General features: G+C 70.8%; 18 protein-coding genes. 8 read left to right on the forward strand and 10 right to left on the reverse strand.

The features are described from left to right. Positions 1–47: 47 nt before the first annotated feature. From ACIRSS_RS19850 to ACIRSS_RS19860, 3 genes are read right to left on the reverse strand one after another with little or no spacing between them, the layout of a single operon-like run. A complete protein-coding gene (locus ACIRSS_RS19850) occupies positions 48–1,646 on the reverse strand; it encodes an ABC transporter ATP-binding protein (RefSeq protein WP_400896732.1) in 1,599 nt (532 codons plus the stop codon). Next, positions 1,643–2,704 carry a CbiQ family ECF transporter T component gene (locus ACIRSS_RS19855; RefSeq protein ID WP_400896734.1) on the reverse strand — a complete coding sequence of 354 codons (1,062 nt, stop codon included), beginning with the start codon at positions 2,702–2,704 and terminating at the stop codon, positions 1,643–1,645. The genes ACIRSS_RS19850 and ACIRSS_RS19855 overlap by 4 nt, the downstream gene beginning before the upstream one ends. Continuing rightward, positions 2,694–3,332, reverse strand: coding sequence for a hypothetical protein (locus tag ACIRSS_RS19860; protein ID WP_400896736.1), 639 nt, complete (start codon positions 3,330–3,332; stop codon positions 2,694–2,696). Before ACIRSS_RS19860 ends, ACIRSS_RS19855 begins: the two co-directional genes overlap by 11 nt. A gap of 66 nt (positions 3,333–3,398) precedes the next feature. Here ACIRSS_RS19860 and ACIRSS_RS19865 point away from each other — a divergent pair, with 66 nt between their 5' ends. The 3 genes from ACIRSS_RS19865 to ACIRSS_RS19875 all read left to right on the forward strand — a co-directional run bounded on the left by ACIRSS_RS19865 (position 3,399) and on the right by ACIRSS_RS19875 (position 6,113). Continuing rightward, a complete protein-coding gene (locus ACIRSS_RS19865; RefSeq protein ID WP_400896738.1) occupies positions 3,399–4,304 on the forward strand; it encodes a Gfo/Idh/MocA family protein in 906 nt (301 codons plus the stop codon). Between the two features lie 239 nt (positions 4,305–4,543). Continuing rightward, entirely contained in the window at positions 4,544–5,200 is a 657-nt protein-coding gene (locus ACIRSS_RS19870) for a VanZ family protein (protein ID WP_400896740.1), read from the forward strand. Between the two features lie 178 nt (positions 5,201–5,378). After that, positions 5,379–6,113, forward strand: a complete 735-nt coding sequence (locus ACIRSS_RS19875) for a GNAT family N-acetyltransferase (protein ID WP_400896742.1) — start codon at positions 5,379–5,381, stop codon at positions 6,111–6,113. Here the strand turns inward: ACIRSS_RS19875 and arfB are convergent. The 6 genes from arfB to ACIRSS_RS19905 all read right to left on the reverse strand — a co-directional run bounded on the left by arfB (position 6,110) and on the right by ACIRSS_RS19905 (position 11,002). Next, the gene (gene arfB / locus ACIRSS_RS19880) at positions 6,110–6,526 is read right to left on the reverse strand and encodes an alternative ribosome rescue aminoacyl-tRNA hydrolase ArfB (RefSeq protein WP_400897572.1); all 417 of its coding nucleotides are present in this window, start codon (positions 6,524–6,526) and stop codon (positions 6,110–6,112) included. The genes ACIRSS_RS19875 and arfB overlap by 4 nt on opposite strands. Before the next feature lie 50 nt (positions 6,527–6,576). Continuing rightward, the gene (purM, locus tag ACIRSS_RS19885) at positions 6,577–7,647 is read right to left on the reverse strand and encodes a phosphoribosylformylglycinamidine cyclo-ligase (protein WP_400896744.1); all 1,071 of its coding nucleotides are present in this window, start codon (positions 7,645–7,647) and stop codon (positions 6,577–6,579) included. Positions 7,648–7,676: 29 nt separating this feature from the next. Continuing rightward, positions 7,677–9,203, reverse strand: coding sequence for an amidophosphoribosyltransferase (gene purF, locus ACIRSS_RS19890; protein ID WP_400896746.1), 1,527 nt, complete (start codon positions 9,201–9,203; stop codon positions 7,677–7,679). A gap of 118 nt (positions 9,204–9,321) precedes the next feature. Continuing rightward, positions 9,322–9,627: a hypothetical protein gene (locus ACIRSS_RS19895; protein ID WP_400896748.1), complete on the reverse strand. Its 306-nt coding sequence runs from the start codon at positions 9,625–9,627 to the stop codon at positions 9,322–9,324. Then, positions 9,614–9,853 (reverse strand): DUF397 domain-containing protein, encoded by a 240-nt coding sequence (locus ACIRSS_RS19900; RefSeq protein WP_400896750.1) that lies wholly within the window; start codon positions 9,851–9,853, stop codon positions 9,614–9,616. The genes ACIRSS_RS19895 and ACIRSS_RS19900 overlap by 14 nt, the downstream gene beginning before the upstream one ends. A gap of 270 nt (positions 9,854–10,123) precedes the next feature. Next, positions 10,124–11,002, reverse strand: coding sequence for a helix-turn-helix domain-containing protein (locus ACIRSS_RS19905; protein WP_372667236.1), 879 nt, complete (start codon positions 11,000–11,002; stop codon positions 10,124–10,126). 200 nt (positions 11,003–11,202) lie between these two features. Here ACIRSS_RS19905 and ACIRSS_RS19910 point away from each other — a divergent pair, with 200 nt between their 5' ends. Then, positions 11,203–12,000, forward strand: coding sequence for an SAM-dependent methyltransferase (locus ACIRSS_RS19910; protein WP_400896752.1), 798 nt, complete (start codon positions 11,203–11,205; stop codon positions 11,998–12,000). A gap of 9 nt (positions 12,001–12,009) precedes the next feature. Here the strand turns inward: ACIRSS_RS19910 and ACIRSS_RS19915 are convergent, their stop codons facing one another. Next, positions 12,010–12,390, reverse strand: coding sequence for a sterol carrier family protein (locus ACIRSS_RS19915; RefSeq protein ID WP_400896754.1), 381 nt, complete (start codon positions 12,388–12,390; stop codon positions 12,010–12,012). A gap of 56 nt (positions 12,391–12,446) precedes the next feature. Between ACIRSS_RS19915 and ACIRSS_RS19920 the strand changes: the two genes are divergently transcribed. From ACIRSS_RS19920 to ACIRSS_RS19935, 4 genes are all read left to right on the forward strand, one after another. Beyond that, positions 12,447–13,151 (forward strand): type VII secretion system-associated protein, encoded by a 705-nt coding sequence (locus ACIRSS_RS19920; protein WP_400896756.1) that lies wholly within the window; start codon positions 12,447–12,449, stop codon positions 13,149–13,151. A 99-nt stretch (positions 13,152–13,250) separates the two neighbouring features. Further along, positions 13,251–14,048: a lysozyme gene (locus tag ACIRSS_RS19925; protein WP_400896758.1), complete on the forward strand. Its 798-nt coding sequence runs from the start codon at positions 13,251–13,253 to the stop codon at positions 14,046–14,048. A gap of 192 nt (positions 14,049–14,240) precedes the next feature. Continuing rightward, positions 14,241–15,110: a lysozyme gene (locus tag ACIRSS_RS19930; protein ID WP_400896760.1), complete on the forward strand. Its 870-nt coding sequence runs from the start codon at positions 14,241–14,243 to the stop codon at positions 15,108–15,110. A 236-nt stretch (positions 15,111–15,346) separates the two neighbouring features. Next, entirely contained in the window at positions 15,347–16,276 is a 930-nt protein-coding gene (locus tag ACIRSS_RS19935; protein WP_400896762.1) for a hypothetical protein, read from the forward strand.

Consider the following 16,276-nt stretch of genomic DNA (forward strand, 5'->3'; position numbering starts at 1 on the left):
CGCGCCGAGCCGAGGATCAGCCGCCCGCCCCTCCGCCTCCTCCGTTCTCATGCCAGCGCTTCCGCGACTTCGTCCACCGTCAACCACTTCTCCGGCGCCAAGATCTTCGCCACCTGCGGGGCGAACGCCGGCGAGGCGACGATCACTTCCTTTGTCGGGCCGTCCGCTACCACCTCTCCCTCGGCCAGCACCACCACGCGGCTCGCCACCGTGGCCACGAACTCGACGTCGTGCGTGGCCAGCACTACCGCGTGACCCTGCGAGGCCAGCTCTCGCAGGGTCGACGCGAAGCGCCTTTTCGCGTGGTAGTCCAGACCGCGCGTGGGCTCGTCCAAGAGCACGACCGGCGGGGCCGCCGCCAGCTGGACCGCCAGCACCAGCGCCAGTCGCTGCCCTTCGGAGAGATCGCCGGGGTGCGCTTCACCGGCTATCCCGGGGGCGAGCCGGTCCAGCAGGGCCCGGGCCGTTCCCGCCGGTACCTCGGACTCCGTGTCGGCCTGTGCGCACTCGGCGTCGACCGAATCGAGGTACAGCAGGTCGGCCGGGGACTGCGGGACCAGCCCCACGCGCTGACGGGCCGCTCGTGGCTTGAGCGATGCCGGGTCCGCTCCGCCGACGTCGACCTTCCCCGCCGACCTCGGCCCGCTGCCCTGCACCGCCCAGAGAAGCGACGACTTGCCGGAGCCGTTGCGTCCCATCAGCGCGACTACTTCCCCCTGCCCGACGCGCAGGTCCACCCCACGCACCGCGAGGACATCCCCGTAGCGGACCACCACCTCTCTCACATCCAGTGCTTGACCGGTCACCGAGAGAGTACGACCCACCACCGACAATTTCTGAAGCCGCGACCGCAGCGGCCCCGCGACCCGCCGGGCGTCCCGGACCGACAAAGGCAGCGGTGACCAGCCCGCGAGCCGCCCCAGCTCGGCGATCGGCGGGGCGATCGAGGACGTCGCCAAGATCTCCGCGGGCGGTCCCGACCGGACCGAACCGTCGCCCGGCAGGTACAGCAGCCGGTCCGCGTACTGCGCCACCCGCTCCATCCGGTGCTCCGCGACGACCACCGTCGTCCCGAGGTCGTGCACCAGCCGCGTGATCGCCGCCAGCACGTCCTCGGCCGCCGTCGGGTCCAGGGCCGACGTCGGCTCGTCCAGCACCACGACCGACGGGTGCGCCGTCAGCACCGAGCCGATCGCGACGCGCTGCTGCTGCCCGCCCGACAAAGTCCGAAGTGGACGGTTCCGCAGGTCCGCGATCCCCAGCAGGTCGAGGGTTTCCTCGACGCGCTTGCGCATGACGTCGGGCGCCACCGCGAGCTGCTCCATCGCGTACGCCAGTTCCTCCTCGACGGTGTCCGTGACGAACCCGGCGAGCGGGTCCTGCCCGACCACCCCGACGACCGAAGCCAGCTCACGCGGCGGGTGCGAAGCCGTGTCCAGCCCGCCGACCAGCACGCGACCGGCCAACCGGCCGCCGGTGAAGTGCGGGACGAGCCCGTTGATCGCGCCGAGGAACGTCGACTTGCCGGCCCCGGTCGGGCCCGCGACCAGGCACAGCTCACCCTCCTCGACCTGCAGCGAGACGTCCGAAAGCACCGGTCGCGCCGCGTCCGGGTAGGTCACCGTAACCCGCGAAAACTCGATCACCGGACGACCTCCGGGGGAGGCGGCGCGACCCACGCCGGCAGCACCGCGACGAGCAGGGAAACCACGTGCACCAGGGAAACCTCCGGCCACCGCAACGGGCTCAACGACGGGAACAGGTTCGCCGGGTCGACCCGCGCGGACACGAACAGCAGCACGCACGACCCGACGCCGGCGAGCACGACCAGCGTCTCCGGCCACCGCCACGGGTCCGGCCGGTACGCCGTCCGCCGCACGCGCCGGCCGCCGACGACGAACCCGACGACAGCCACCGCCAGCCCCACGACCAGCAACGGCACGCCGGGCCACGACGACGTCCCATCAAGCACGCCGTAGACGCCGACGCACACGCCGACCAGCCCGGACAGCACGCAGGCGGCGATCAGCACCCGCACCCCGGGACTCAGGTACGCCCGCCGCCCGTAGCCCCGGGAGTCCATCGCGGCCGCCAGCCGCAGCGCCCGGTCCATCGCGTCCTCCAGCACCGGCACCACGATGCCCTTGACCGCCCGCAGCCCGCGAGTCCGGCCCGCCCGCAGCCGCCGCGCCCGCCGCACGCGCTGGACGCTCTCGACGAGCTGCGGCGCGACCGTCAGGGCCACCGTGACCGCCGTGCCCACCTCGTACAGGGCCCCGGGGACCGCCTTGAGCAGGCGTTTCGGGTTCGCCAACGCGTTCGCCGCGCCGACGCAGACCACCATCGTGGCCAGCCGCAAGCCGTCGTAGAACCCGCCGAGCAGCGCCTCCGCCGACGTCGGCCCGAGCAGGGACAACCCGGCCGTCAGGGGGATCCGCGGGAGCGCCAGCAGGACGTGCCCGCCGTCTTCGCCGCCGACCAGGATCCGGAACAGCACCCGCGACGCGACGATCAGCGCGCCGACGTAGGCGTAGAGCCGGAACGCCAGCGCCCAGGGCGCGTCACTGCGCCGGTTCGCGACGACGAACCCCGCGACCGCGATGATCAGGCCGAGCAGCAGCGGGTTCGTCGTCCGGCTGGCGGCGACGGCCAGCGCGAGCGCCCACACCCACCAGGCGCCGGGGTGCAGCGCCCTACTGACCACGGCGACGCCGGCGCGACGCGACGAACACACCCGCGCCGGCGAGCAGCAGGATCACGACACCGCCGATCACGAAACCCCAGGGGAAGGTGATGTCACCAGCCTGGGAAACATCCGGGGCGGCCGTCGCGGCCTGCCGCACGGGCGCCACCTTGGGGGGCGTCGGCAGGTCGTTGGCCGACTTCGGCCGCGCGAACGCCCAGCCCTCGAAGCCACCAGCGGCCGGCTTGGACGTCTGCGCGCCTTCCTGGCTCGACTCCCACGTCCCACCCGCCGACGCGTGCCAGTAGCTCCAGTACGCCGTCGCCGACGGCATCCCCGCGCACGACTCGACGTCGGGCCCCGGCTTGCCGTCGATCCGGCAGGCCACGGCCAGGCCGTACTTCTGCGAGCCGGCGACGTCGATCCCGGCCTCCTGCAGGGCGGCGATGCCGTTCGCGGGCGTGCCGGGCGCGCAGCGGACGAGCGGCTGCGGGCCCAGGTCGCCGAAGTCGACGACCACCGTCACGCCGCCGCCCTCGGGGCAGGACCCCGCGGTGCCCGTCGCCGAGGCGGGCGCGGCGCCCGCGAAGGCGGCGCCCAGCAGGAGGGCGCAGACGGCGGACAAACGGGCGAAGCGTGCGGCGATCATGCAAGAACCATAACGAGCCATGGATGCGGTTCCGGCGCGACGAGGGACACACCTAGACTGCGGGCCGTGGGACAGCTCATCGCGGACGGACAGCTGCGCGTCGGCCTGATCGGCGCCGGCCCGTGGGCGACGACGATCCACGCGCCCGGCCTGGCGGATCACCCCGGCACGGCGCTGACCGCAGTCTGGGCCCGGCGGCCCGAGGCCGCGCAAGCGCTTGCGGAGACGCACTGCGCGGCGGCCGCCGAGAGCGTCGAGGAGCTGTTCGAGCAGGTGGACGCGGTCGCGTTCGCCGTTCCGCCGTCGATCCAGGCCGAGCTGGCCGTGCGCGCGGCCGAGGCCGGGAAGCACCTGATCCTCGAGAAGCCGATCGCCGCCGATCTCGCCGGGGCGCAGCGGCTGGCCGATGCCGTCGCGGCCGCCGACGTCGCCGCGCTCGTCGTGCTGACCCTGCGGTACTCGACGCAGACCCAGGACTGGCTCGCCGGCCTCGCCCAGGCGGGCGGCTGGGCGGGCGGGGGCGCCCGGTGGCTGTCCGGCGCCTTGCTCGGCGGCCAGTACGCCGCTTCGGAGTGGCGCCAGGATGACGGCGGCGCGCTGTTCGACATCGGCCCGCACGCGCTCGACATGCTGGACGCCGCGCTCGGCCCGATCACCGAGGTCGTCGCCGCGCGGCGGAGCCCCGGCGACCTCTGGCACCTGATGCTCGCCCACGAAGCCGGCGTGATCAGCACCGCGACGCTCTCGCTGCGGCTGCCGGTGCAGCCGACCGTCGTCGAGGTAGCCGTCTGGGGCGAGCACGGCTACCGGACGCTCGGGCGCAAACCGGGCTCGGCGCAGGAGTCCTACACCGCGCTGCTGGACGACTTCGCCGCGATGATCGCGAGTGGCACGACCACGCACCCGTGCGACGTCCGGCGCGGCCTGCACCTGCAGGCCCTGCTCGAACAGGCCCGCACGCTCGCCGAGTAGTACACAGGCCCGGCCCGCGGATTTGCGTTGTGAAGTAAGGCTTCCTCACAAACTCCCCGAATCCATCCACAGGGTTGTCCACAGTCTCCACTGTGGACAGTGCGCCTCCTGACCGAACCACGGACAGAGAAACGCCGCCACCGGAAAGATCACCGAATAGTGCGGCGCCCTCGGACTGCCGAGTTGATCTTGCGGTGCGAAGGTGAAGTCGAGTGGAGGGGTTCCAAGAGAGGACGCGCATGGAAGCGCTGCTTCGCGCCTTCTGGGGGATGATTCCGATCTCGGCGATCGCGCTGCCGTACGCGATGCTGGGCTGGCCACTGCTCGCGGCCCGGCGGCGGCGGAGACTCCCGGCCCGCTTCGCGATCGCGACGGCCGGCGTCGACTGCGCCGCCGCACTCCTGGCCTTTCTCGTGTTTTGCCTGGTCATCATGCCGGTCGGCGACTCTTCCGACAGCACTCTCGATCTCGTTCCGGGCTCCGACATCACCGCCGCTTTCGCCGACGACGGTTCACTCTGGCAGGTGATCGGCAACGTCCTGCTGCTCTGTCCGCTCGGCGCGCTGCTGCCCCTGCGGATGCGCCGGCTGCGCACGCTCTCGCGGGTGGCGCTGGCCGCGTTGCTCGTGTCGGTGCTGGTGGAAGGTACGCAATATCTCATCCACTGCGGCCGGGTCACCTCCGCCGACGACGTCCTGCTCAACACCGCGGGCGCGACGCTCGGCGCCGCGCTGAGCCGGCGCGGCTGGCGCTCGCTCGACGTCCCGCCGCCGGTGCCGGTGGCGATCCCGGCGCAGCGCCGGACGATCTGCGAGGCGCCGACGCTCCGGCTTCGCGTCCCGCGTTCGGTCTGGGACAAGCGCTACGCGGCCGTCGCGCACCCGGAACGCCAGTAATCCGGTTGCCGGCCGTGCCACGATGGCCCTGAGGACTGTTCCCTTCGAGTCGAGGAATGACCGCCTATGCCTGGCGCCGCCACCGGCGTCGGCCCCCGCTAGGCCCGACGCCCAGCGATCCGCCCGCGAGCCCGTTCGGAGGGCCGCGGTTCCTCGACGTGCTCTTCGAAAGGCTCACATGTCCGCCATTCAGGCGTATGTCCGCAAGACGGCACCACGCGGCCGGGACACCGAGCGGGTCGGCCCCTTCCTGGCCACCTACTCGCCGGGCACCCCGCACCCGATGCTCAACTACGCGATCCCGGACGACGGCGCGCGGCCGACGCCGGCCGAGATCGGCGCCCTGACCGGGGCGTACCGGCGGCGGGACCTGCTCCCGCGGCTGGAGTACTTCACCGACGTCGCCCCCGACCTGGAGAAACTGCTGGTCGACGCGGGGTACGAGCTGGAACGCCGGGTGCCGCTGATGACCTGCACGCCGGTCGAGCGGGTCGACAAGCCGGCTCCGGCGGGGATCCGGCTGCGCGCGCCGGAATCCAGCGAGGACTTCCGGCGCATGCGGGCGGTGCAGAACACGGCCTTCGGCCAACCCGCGGAGATCGGCGACGAAGAGGTCGAGCAGCTGAAGACCAGCGGACGGCACCTCCTCGCGGAAGCCGACGGCGTGGTCGTCGGCGGCGGGCTCGCGCTCGAAATCGTCGACGGCACCACCGAGGTCGCCGGGATCGCCGTGCTCGAGCCGTACCGCGGGCGCGGGATCGCCGCGGCGCTCACCGCGCGGCTGACCCGCGAAGTCCACGAGGCCGGCGCGCACACGGCATTCCTCACCCCCGGTGACCTGGGGATCGGGAACGTCTACGCCCGCGTCGGCTACCGGCCGGCGGGCGAGTGCGTGCACCTCTCGCTGGCCTAGTCGTCGAACCGGCCGGAGCGGCCACGCTTCACGTCGCTCCGGCGCTTCTTCGACGCCAGGCGGCGCTCCTTCGAACCGCGGGACGGTTTCGTGGGGCGCCGCTTGGCCGGCGGCGGCGCCGACGCGTCGAGCAGGAGGTTCGCGAGCCGGCCGCGCGCCGCCTCGCGGTTCTGCAGCTGCGAGCGGTGTTCGCTGGCCGCGATCGTCAGGACGCCGTCGACCAGGCGGGGTTCGAGCGCGGACAGGACCCGGTCGCGCAGGTGCTCCGGGATCGACGGCGAGGCGGCGACGTCGAACGACAGCTCGACGCGCGAGTCCGTGGTGTTGACGCCCTGGCCGCCGGGCCCGGACGAGCGCGAAAAGCGCTCGCTCAACTCGACTCCCGGGATCGTGAACCGGGAGCCGATCACCACGTCCTCGGCTGCCACGTCAACCAGTGTGACAGCCGCGATCAACCACGTTTCTAGAAGCGCGGGTGGTCGCCCGAAAGCACCGCGCGCGGGCCGTCGACGTCGCCGGCGGGCTGGACGTCACCCAGGATCCAGGCGGGGACGTGCCGCGCGGTCAGCATGGCCAGCGCGCGGTCGACGTCCTCGGCGCCGACGATCGCGACCATGCCGACGCCCATGTTGAACGTCTTCTCCAGCTCGGCCCGCTCGACCTTGCCGCGCTGGCCGATCAGCGCGAACACCGGCGCCGGCGTCCACGTGCCGCGCTCGAGCCGGGCGACCAGGCCGCGCGGCATGACGCGGGCCAGGTTGGCCTCCAGGCCACCGCCGGTGATGTGCGCGAACGTCCGGACCTCGGTTTCGGCCGCGAGCGCCAGGCAGTCCTTCGCGTAGATCCGCGTCGGCTCCAGCATCTCCTCGCCGAGGGTGCGGCCGAACTCCTCGACGTGGCCGTCGAGCGGCATCCGCGCGATGTCCAGCAGCACGTGCCGGGCCAGCGAGTAGCCGTTCGAGTGCAGGCCGGACGAGCCGAGCGCGAGCACGACGTCCCCCGGGCGGACCTTCTCCGGCGAGAGCAGCTGGGACGCCTCGACGACACCGACGCCGGTGGCCGACATGTCGTAGTCGTGCTCGCCCATCAGGCCCGGGTGCTCGGCGGTCTCGCCGCCCAGCAGCGCGCAGCCGGCCTGGACGCAGCCCTCGGCGATGCCGCCGACCAGCGCGGCGATCTTCTCCGGGTGCACCTTGCCGACGGCGATGTAGTCCTGCAGGAACAGCGGTTCGGCGCCGGTCACGACCAGGTCGTCGACCACCATGGCGACCAGGTCGATGCCGACCGTGTCGTGCTTGTCCAGCGCCTGCGCGATCGCGATCTTGGTGCCGACGCCGTCGGTCGACGACGCGAGCACCGGCTCCTTCCACTTGTCGAGCTTCAGGGAGAAGAGCCCGGCGAAGCCGCCGACGCCACCCAGGACCTCGGGGCGCGTGGCCCGCGCGGCGTGCGGCTTGAGCAGCTCGACGGCTTGGTCACCGGCGTCGATGCTGACCCCGGCGGCGGCGTACGTGGCGCTCGTGGACTCGCTCACGGTGGAAGGACTCCCTCTGGAAGGAACTGCTAGGGACGCCGGACGGCGTCTTCGGCACCGTACCCGGCGGGGCTGACCGGGGTCGCCGCGCCATTGACCGAGTCGAGGCTTTCGAGCAGGTGCTTCCCGATCAGCGCGTCCTCCGGCAGCGGGATCGGGTACTCGCCGGAGAAGCACGCCGTGCACAGCCGCGACTTCGGCTGTTCCGCCGCCGCGACCAGGCCGTCCAGGGAAATGTAGCCCAGGGAGTCGGCTCCGATCGAGCGCCGGATGCCGTCGAGGTCGACGCCGTTCGCGACGAGCTCGGCTCGCGACGCGAAGTCGATGCCGTAGAAGCACGGCCAGCGCACGGGCGGTGACGCGATCCGGACGTGCACCTCGAGCGCGCCGGCCTCGCGCAGCATCCGGACGAGCGCGCGCTGGGTGTTGCCGCGGACGATCGAGTCGTCCACGACGACCAGGCGCTTGCCGCGGATGACGTCCCGCAGCGGGTTCAGCTTGAGCCGGATGCCGAGCTGGCGGATGGTCTGCGACGGCTGGATGAACGTGCGCCCGACGTAGGCGTTCTTCACCAGGCCGGTGCCGTAGGGGATGCCCGAGCCCTGCGCGTAGCCGATGGCGGCCGGTGTCCCGGACTCCGGCACCGGCATCACGAGGTCGGCTTCGACCGGCTGCTCGGTGGCCAGCCGGCGGCCGATCTCGACGCGGGTGGCGTGCACGCCGCGGCCGGCGATCGTGGTGTCGGGGCGGGCGAGGTAGACGTACTCGAAGACGCAGCCCTTGGGGTCCGGGTTCGCGAACCGCGAGGAGCGCAGGCCCGCGGCGTCGATCGCGATGAGCTCGCCGGGCTCGACCTCGCGGACGAAGGACGCGCCGACGATGTCGAGGCCCGCCGTCTCGCTGGAGACGACCCAGCCGCGCTCGAGCCGGCCGAGCACCAACGGGTGTACCCCGTGCGGGTCGCGCGCCGCGTAGAGCGTGTTCTCGTCGGAGAACACCAGGCAGAAGGCGCCCTTCAGGGTGGGCAGCAGGTCCATCGCGGCGGCTTCGATGCCCTTGTCGGCGGCGTTCGCGGCGAGCAGCCCGCAGATCAGGTCGGAGTCGCTGGACGAGCCGGTCAGGCCCGCGTGCGGCTTGAGCCCGGCCTCGATGGTGCGTTCGCGCAGCTCCGCCGTGTTGACGAGGTTGCCGTTGTGCGCGAAGGAAAGGCCACTGCCGGTCTCGGTGGTGCGGAAGATCGGCTGGGCGTTCTCCCAGATGGTCGCGCCGGTGGTCGAGTACCGGCAGTGCCCGACGGCGATGTGGCCCTGCAGCGACTGCAGGATCTGCTCGTCGAACACCTGGCTGACCAGGCCGAGGTCCTTGAAGACCACGATCTGCGAGCCGTCGGAGACGGAGATGCCGGCGGCCTCCTGGCCCCGGTGCTGCAGGGCGTAGAGGCCGTAGTAGGTCAGCTTCGCGACTTCTTCCCCGGGAGCCCAGACGCCGAAGACGCCACACTCCTCGCGGGGTTCCGGTTCGGGCTGGTCGGACACGAGCTGCGGGTCGGAAACCACCGAAGGTGCTCCCAGGAAGACGTGGTCAGGCCGATTTCAGTGTAGACGGTGCGGACATGAGTCAGGCCCCGCCCGACGTGGTTCTGACCACTTCGGACAGGGCCTGAAGTCTTCATCCCTAGCAGGCGTCCGGGAGGGAGAGCATCTCCGAGAGCACCTGCGCGCCTTCCCCGCGGCGGCGCCACAACCAGCGCTCCGGCTCGAAGATGTTCTCTTCGGTGCCGGGCATCCGGGTCGCCACGACGTCGTCTTCGGCGTTGAGCCGGACCACGTCCACCACGTCATCGTGCACCCGCACGCCGACGACGGCGAGAACCTCTCCGCTCTCGTCGGCGGGGTGGACGAACTGGTAGCCACGGGCCACCAGCTCCTGCAGACCGGTCTCGATGTCGAAGACGGGGGCGACGGCCTCAGCCGAGGACATCGTCGAACTCACCGTCCTTGGCCCCGGCCAGGAAGGCCGCCATCTCGGCGCGCGTGTAGACGAGCGCCGGGCCGGTCGGGAAGCGCGAGTTGCGCATCGCGATCTCACCGCTGGTCAGCGGCGCGACCTCGACGCAGTTGCCGACGGCCCCGCTGTAGCTCGCCTTGCGCCACTCGGCACCGGACAGCCGGTCGGCCGGGATGCCGTTCTCGAATCGCTCAGCCATGGTCCCACCTCTCGATGTGGAAAAGCTTCCAGGGCGTTGCATCTGCATGTGCATTTGCCCGCGTATCGGAGGCTAGCACGTGTGCCTGCAGCGGTAAATGCACGTGCAGAATTTCTTGCAAAGTTCTCGGACGGTAAAGAATCACCAGGCCACGGTTAACCTATCGGGTGATAGGTGGCACCTCGAATGGCTGAGCTGCTACTGGGGGTTACCGCTCAGTGGGGACACGTCCGCACTCGCGGGGTGGTTCACCGGGACCGGTTCCGGGACTCAGATCTCCGCACGCCGCTTCGCGAGCAGAGCGCGGCTCCGCTCCGGCGTCTCCGCGTCGACCGCCAGCATGTCGAGCGCCCGGCTGTACTTCTCGATCTCTTCGCGCTTTTCGATGTAGTGCGCGCCGGTCAGGTACTCGACGTACGCGATGTTCGGCAGTTCCGGTTCGCCGAACCGCAGCAGCGAAAACGCGTGCTCGGCCGACAGCCCGCTTCGCGAATACGGCAGGACCTGCACGGACACGTGCGGCAGCGCGCTCATCTCCAGCAGGTATTCGATCTGCTGCTTGAGCACCTTCATCCCGCCGATCGGGCGGTGCAGCACCGACTCGTCGAGCACCATCCACACGCGGGGCGCGTCCGGCCTGCTGAACATCTTCTGGCGCCGCATCCGCAGCGCGACCAGCTGGTCGACGCGCTCGTCGGCCATCTCCGGGCGGCCGTGGCTGAAGATCGCTCGAGCGTACGGCTCGATCTGGAGCAGGCCCGACACGTACAGCGGCTCCCAGATCTGGATTCGCGCCGCGGCTTCTTCGAGGCCGACGAGGTCGGTGAACCAGTTCGGCATCGTGTCGCCGAAGCGGCGCCACCAGCCGGGCTCGTTCGACTGCTTGACCATGTCGAGGAACGTCTGGCGCTCGGTCGCGTCCTCGACGCCGTACATCGTGAGCAGGTCGGTGACGTCGCGTTCCTTGAAGCCGACGCGGCCCAGTTCGAGGCGGCTGATCTTGGACTCGGAGCCCCGGATGTTGTAACCGGCCTGCTGACGGGTGATGCCGGCCTCTTCGCGGAGTCGCCGGAGCTGCGAGCCCAGGATCATGCGGCGCGCCGTGGGGCCGATGTTCTGTTCACCTGCGGACGCGTTCACCGCGTTCATTCCCGGACCTTCCGCGCTCACGTCACCAGGGGGTTCTAGCCCGACTACCGAAAGTACACGTTGGGCCGTCCTGCGCAAAGAGGTGACCCGGTTTACCGCATGCGTGTGTAGTCCTACTCTACGTAGAGTACGAGACTTTCGACACAGAACTTGCGAGGTTCAAGATGCCCGACGCCGCGACCCGGACCGAACGAGTTCCCGTGGGGGTCGACCCGACCCGAGCGAGCATCGCGCGCGTGTACGACGCCTTCCTGCTCGGGAAGGACAACTACGAAATCGACCGGGAGGTCCTGCACAAGGTGCAGCAGGCCGCCCCCGAGGCGCAGGACCTCGCGTTCGAGAACCGCGGCTTCCTCATCCGCGTGTGCCGCTTCCTCGCGAGCCAGACCGGCATCACCCAGTACCTCGACCTCGGCTCCGGCCTGCCGACGGCGGAGAACACCCACCAGGTCGTGCAGCGGATCCACCCCGAGGCCACGGTCGTCTACGTCGACAACGACCCCGTGGTCCTCGCGCACGGCCGGGCGCTGCTCGAGGAGAACGAGCACACGCACTTCGTCGCCGAAGACATCTTCGAGCCGCAGCGCATCCTCGAGAACGAGGTCATCCGCGAGCACATCGACTTCACGCAGCCGCTCGTGCTGCTGCAGATGGGCACGCTGCACCACTTCAAGGGCGATCCCGACCGGCCGAAGGAGATCATGAAGGAGTACGTCGACGCGCTGCCGTCCGGCTCCTTCGTCGGGCTCAGCCACTTCTTCGACCCCGAGAACGAGGACTCCGCGACCGCGCGCCGCATGGAGGACTTCTTCGTGCACAGCCCGATGGGCTCCGGCACCTTCCGGACGCAGAAGGAGATCGAGGAACTGTTCCCCGGCCTCGAGCTCGTCGACCCCGGCGTGACGCTGTGCGCCGACTGGTGGCCGGACGGCCCGCGGCTCAAGGAGCTCAACGTGGCGCAGCGGACGATCGCCGGCGGCGTCGGCCGCAAGCCGTAGCGACGCCCGTCAGAGCCGGACGACCGGCAGCCAGTGGGAAAGGTCGGCCCGGGTGCCCGACGCGGACACCCGGCCGTCCGCCACCGCGGTGGTCCAGTCCAGCCGGCCGGTGGCCAGCTCGAGCCACGTGCGCGGGTCGGTCTCGATCACGTTCGGCGGGGTGCCGCGGGTGTGCCGCGGACCCTCCACGCACTGCACCGCCGCGAAGGGTGGCACGCGGACTTCGACCGTGCGGCCCGGCGCGTCGGCCGCGAGCGCGCGCAGGCTGAGCCGGACCGCCGCGGCCAGCTCCGGCCGCGCGGGATCGGGGACGTCGCCCTGCAGCCACGGGGAAATCGCCAGCACCGCCGCACGTAACTGTCCGGGGTCGACCGAACGCGAAGAGGCCATGGGCAAACAGTAGAGTGGCGCACCAAGACTTTTCAGGCACACCCGAGAACGTGGGGATGACGATGGCGCAGCGGGACGAGGCAGATCGGATGGTTTCGCAGCAGCCCACCGGAAGCGGGGCCGATCGCCCCGGCAAGCACAGCAAGCCCAACCGCGCCGCGCGCCGCGGCGGGCAGCAGGCCCGGCGCTCCGGCAAGCACGGCACGCCCGAGATCACCGCGGAGATGCGCGCGAACGCCCGCGCCAACCCGAACAGCTGGCTCTACGTCATCGACGAGGCCTTCGACCCGAACGGCCCGGTGCCGTCGTGGGCGGTCGTCGGCGCGTACCCGGTGAACGGCGCCGGCGACGTCGTCGCGGACTTCCACCCGAACGACCGCTACCGGCCCTCGCCCAAGGCGCTCGGCTTCCCGGACCCGACGACCGACCTCGAGCAGCTGCTGCAGCTCGTCCGCACCGAGCACCGGCCGGCGTCGGACCTGCCGAAGGTCGTGCTCGACGCGACGCTGTTCGTCTACGCGATGTCGCCGGTGCAGCGCACGGTGATCGGCTTCCACAACACCGACGGCCGGGTCATGGTGCCCGCGTACACGCGCAAGGCGCTGGTGCCGCGCGAGTGGCCGCACGCGCGCGCGGTGCTCGGCCGCGACATCGTCGGCCTGCTCGGCGGGCACCCCGTCGCGATCAACCCGCACGACCTGATCACCGCCGTCGTGCCGGCCGAGCACCTGCTGAAGGCGCTGGCCGACGAACAGCGCTGACCTGCGGGTTTAACCCCATCGAGTGACCACCCGAGTCGCCGATCCGGCGACTCGGGTGCATCGTGAGGCTGGATAAGTCTCACGAGACCGGTGGGGAGCATGAGGGTGAAACGTACGCTGCTGCCCTTCGCCGTCGCCGCTCTGCTCGTCGCCGGGCAGGCGCCGGCGACGGCCGATGACATGTACGCCGGCGCCGAGGACCACTACGCCGGTTCGCAGATCGCCAAGGTCGAAGGCGTCGACGCGGCGCCCGGCGTGCTCTACGACGGCAACGACCAGCAGCTCGGTCACGACGTCAGCGGGCACCAGGGCCCGGTCGACTGGCCCGGCGCGGCGCGCACCGGCGCGAAGTTCGTCTACGTCAAGGCGACCGAGGGCACCGGCTTCACCAACCCGCAGTTCGCCCAGCAGTACAACGGTTCCTACGACGCCGGCCTGATCCGCGGCGCCTACCACTTCGCCCGGCCGGACATCTCCGACGGCGCGTCGCAGGCGCGCTACTTCCTCGCCCACGGCGGCGGCTGGTCGGCCGACGGGAAAACGCTGCCCGGCGCGCTCGACGCGGAGTACAACCCGTACGGCGAAACCTGCTACGGCAAGGACGCGGCCGGGATGGTCCGCTGGATCAGCGACTTCTCCGAGACCTACCGCGCGGCCACCGGGCGCTACCCGACGATCTACACGTCGACGAGCTGGTGGAAGCGGTGCACCGCGAACAACGGCGGCTTCGGCGCCAATCCGCTGTGGATCGCCCGCTACAACACGTTCATCGGCGAGCTGCCGGCCGGCTGGAGCGTCCACACGATCTGGCAGTTCGCGGACAGCGGCAGCCTCCCCGGCGACCAGAACTGGTTCAACGGCTCGGCGGACCGGCTGCGCGCCCTCGCGCTGGGCTGACCCGCCGGCTCACGAATTATAGGTGTTAACTGGTCACCGATTGACGATCATCTTCCCGGGAAAATCACCCACACGTATACCCAATTTCACGGAACTGAGTGACAAGACGCCATCTCGTCCTCAACAATCGTGCACGGGCGGCTACCTGCAGTAAGCCGTCCTCAGCGAGGGTATCTGTGAAGGGATTCAACGATGTCCACTTCCCGAAGAGGGCGGCTGTTCGCTGCCCTGGTCGTCCCGGCCACGCTGCTCCTGCTCGGCAGCACGGCCCAGGCGACGACCTTTTCCCCCGAAGTCGACCCGGTGGCCGCGATCAACGCGGACATCGCGCAGCACGACCACGAACTGGGGTCGCAGATCCGGCGCGTCGAAGGCGACAAGTCGACCCCGGACACGCAGAAGGCGGCGCAGCAGCCGCAACCCGGCCAGGCCATCCCCGGCCAGGTGCTGGCCACGGTGGCCGGCATGGACGTCGCCGGCTACCAGGGCAACGTCGACTGGGCGAGCTGGTGGAACCAGGGCAAGCGGTTCGTCTGGACCAAAGCCACGGAGAGCACCAGCTACACCAACCCGTACTTCGCGCAGCAGTACAACGGCTCCTACAACCAGGGCTTCATCCGGGGCGCCTACCACTTCGCCACGCCGAACACCGCGAGCGGCGCGGCGCAAGCCCGGTACTTCGTCGCCCACGGCGGCGGCTGGTCGAAGGACGGCAAGACGCTGCCCGGCGCGCTGGACATGGAGTACAACCCGTACGGCGATACCTGCTACGGGCTGAGCAAAGCCGGGATGACGTCGTGGATCCTCGACTTCCACGACACCTACCACTCCCTGACCGGCCGCTACCCGGTGATCTACACGTCGACGAGCTGGTGGAGCAGCTGCGTGAGCGGTGACTTCTCCAGCACGGCCCCGCTGTGGGTCGCGCGGTACGCGTCGTCGGTCGGCACGCTGCCCTACAACTGGGGCTTCTACACCGTTTGGCAGTACACCTCGAGCCCGCTCGACCAGGACACCTTCAACGGTGCCTACGACCGGCTCCAGGCCCTCGCCAACGGCTGACCCGCATCCCGGCTCCCGGATCGTGACGACTGTGACAACCGGGGCTCCGCCCCGGGCCGGGGGCTCCGCCACCCGGAACCCCCGAAACGCAGTTTTGCGTCATCACGGTCCGGGAGCCGGTTTCATGCCGTACCGTCCGAGCTTGCAGAATGCTGCTCACCACGTCCTGGGGGAACCGCAGAGGCCTTGCGGACGTCGGAAGCGCACGAACACCCAGCGCCCGGAAGGCATGAAAGATGACGTACCCGCCTCAGCCGGGCCAGCCCGGCCAGCCCGACCCGTACGGCCAGCAGCCCCAGTCCGGTGGCTTCCAGCAGCCGTACCCGCAGCAGGGTGGGTGGGACCCCAACCAGCAGCAACAGCCGTACCCGACGCAGCAGTACCCGCAGGGCTTCGACCCGAGCCACCAGCAGCAGCAGGGTTACCCGTCGGGCGGGTTCCCGCAGAGCCCGCAGCCGCAGTGGGGTGACCCCAACGCCCAGCAGCAGCAAGGGTGGGCCGACCCGAACGCGCAGCAGCAGTCGGCGTGGGCGGACCCCAACGCGCAGCAGTACGGCCAGCAGGCCTGGGACCCGAACCAGGGCGGCCAGATGTCGGGCTGGGAGCAGTCCGGCGGCTACGGCCAGGGCTTCGGCGGGCCGCCGGCGCCGCCGAAGAAGAGCAAGACCGGGATGTGGATCGCCATCGGCGCCACCGTGGTGGTCGTGCTGGCGGCCCTCGGCGTCACCGGCTTCGTCGCGCCCGGCTTCTTCCTGTCGAAGGACGACAACACCGTCGCGGCCCCGCCGTCGTCGAGCACGTCGGCCAAGCCCTCGACGCCGAAGTCCACCACGAAGAAGGCCCCGACGACCAGCAAGGCGCCGTCGTCCGGCGGTGGCGCGGACGCCAAGGTCGTGCTGCAGGGCTTCATCGACAAGCTGAACGCGGGCGACAACGCGGGCGCGCTCGCGCTGGGCTGCTCGGACTCGAAGGACCTGCTCGACTCGTGGCTCAAGACGTTCCTCAAGCCGCCGCTGCAGCTGACGCTCGGCGACGTGCCGGACGACCAGTTCCTCGTCGAGGGCCAGGTGACCGGGACGTCCGCGGGCAAGAACGTCAAGGGCACGCTGAGCGCGACGAACTTCGACGACAAGGGTTTCTGCGTCAGCACGATGCTGGTTTCCTGA

The organism is Amycolatopsis sp. NPDC101161, assembly GCF_044768185.1.
Classification (GTDB): Bacteria; Actinomycetota; Actinomycetes; order Mycobacteriales; family Pseudonocardiaceae; genus Amycolatopsis.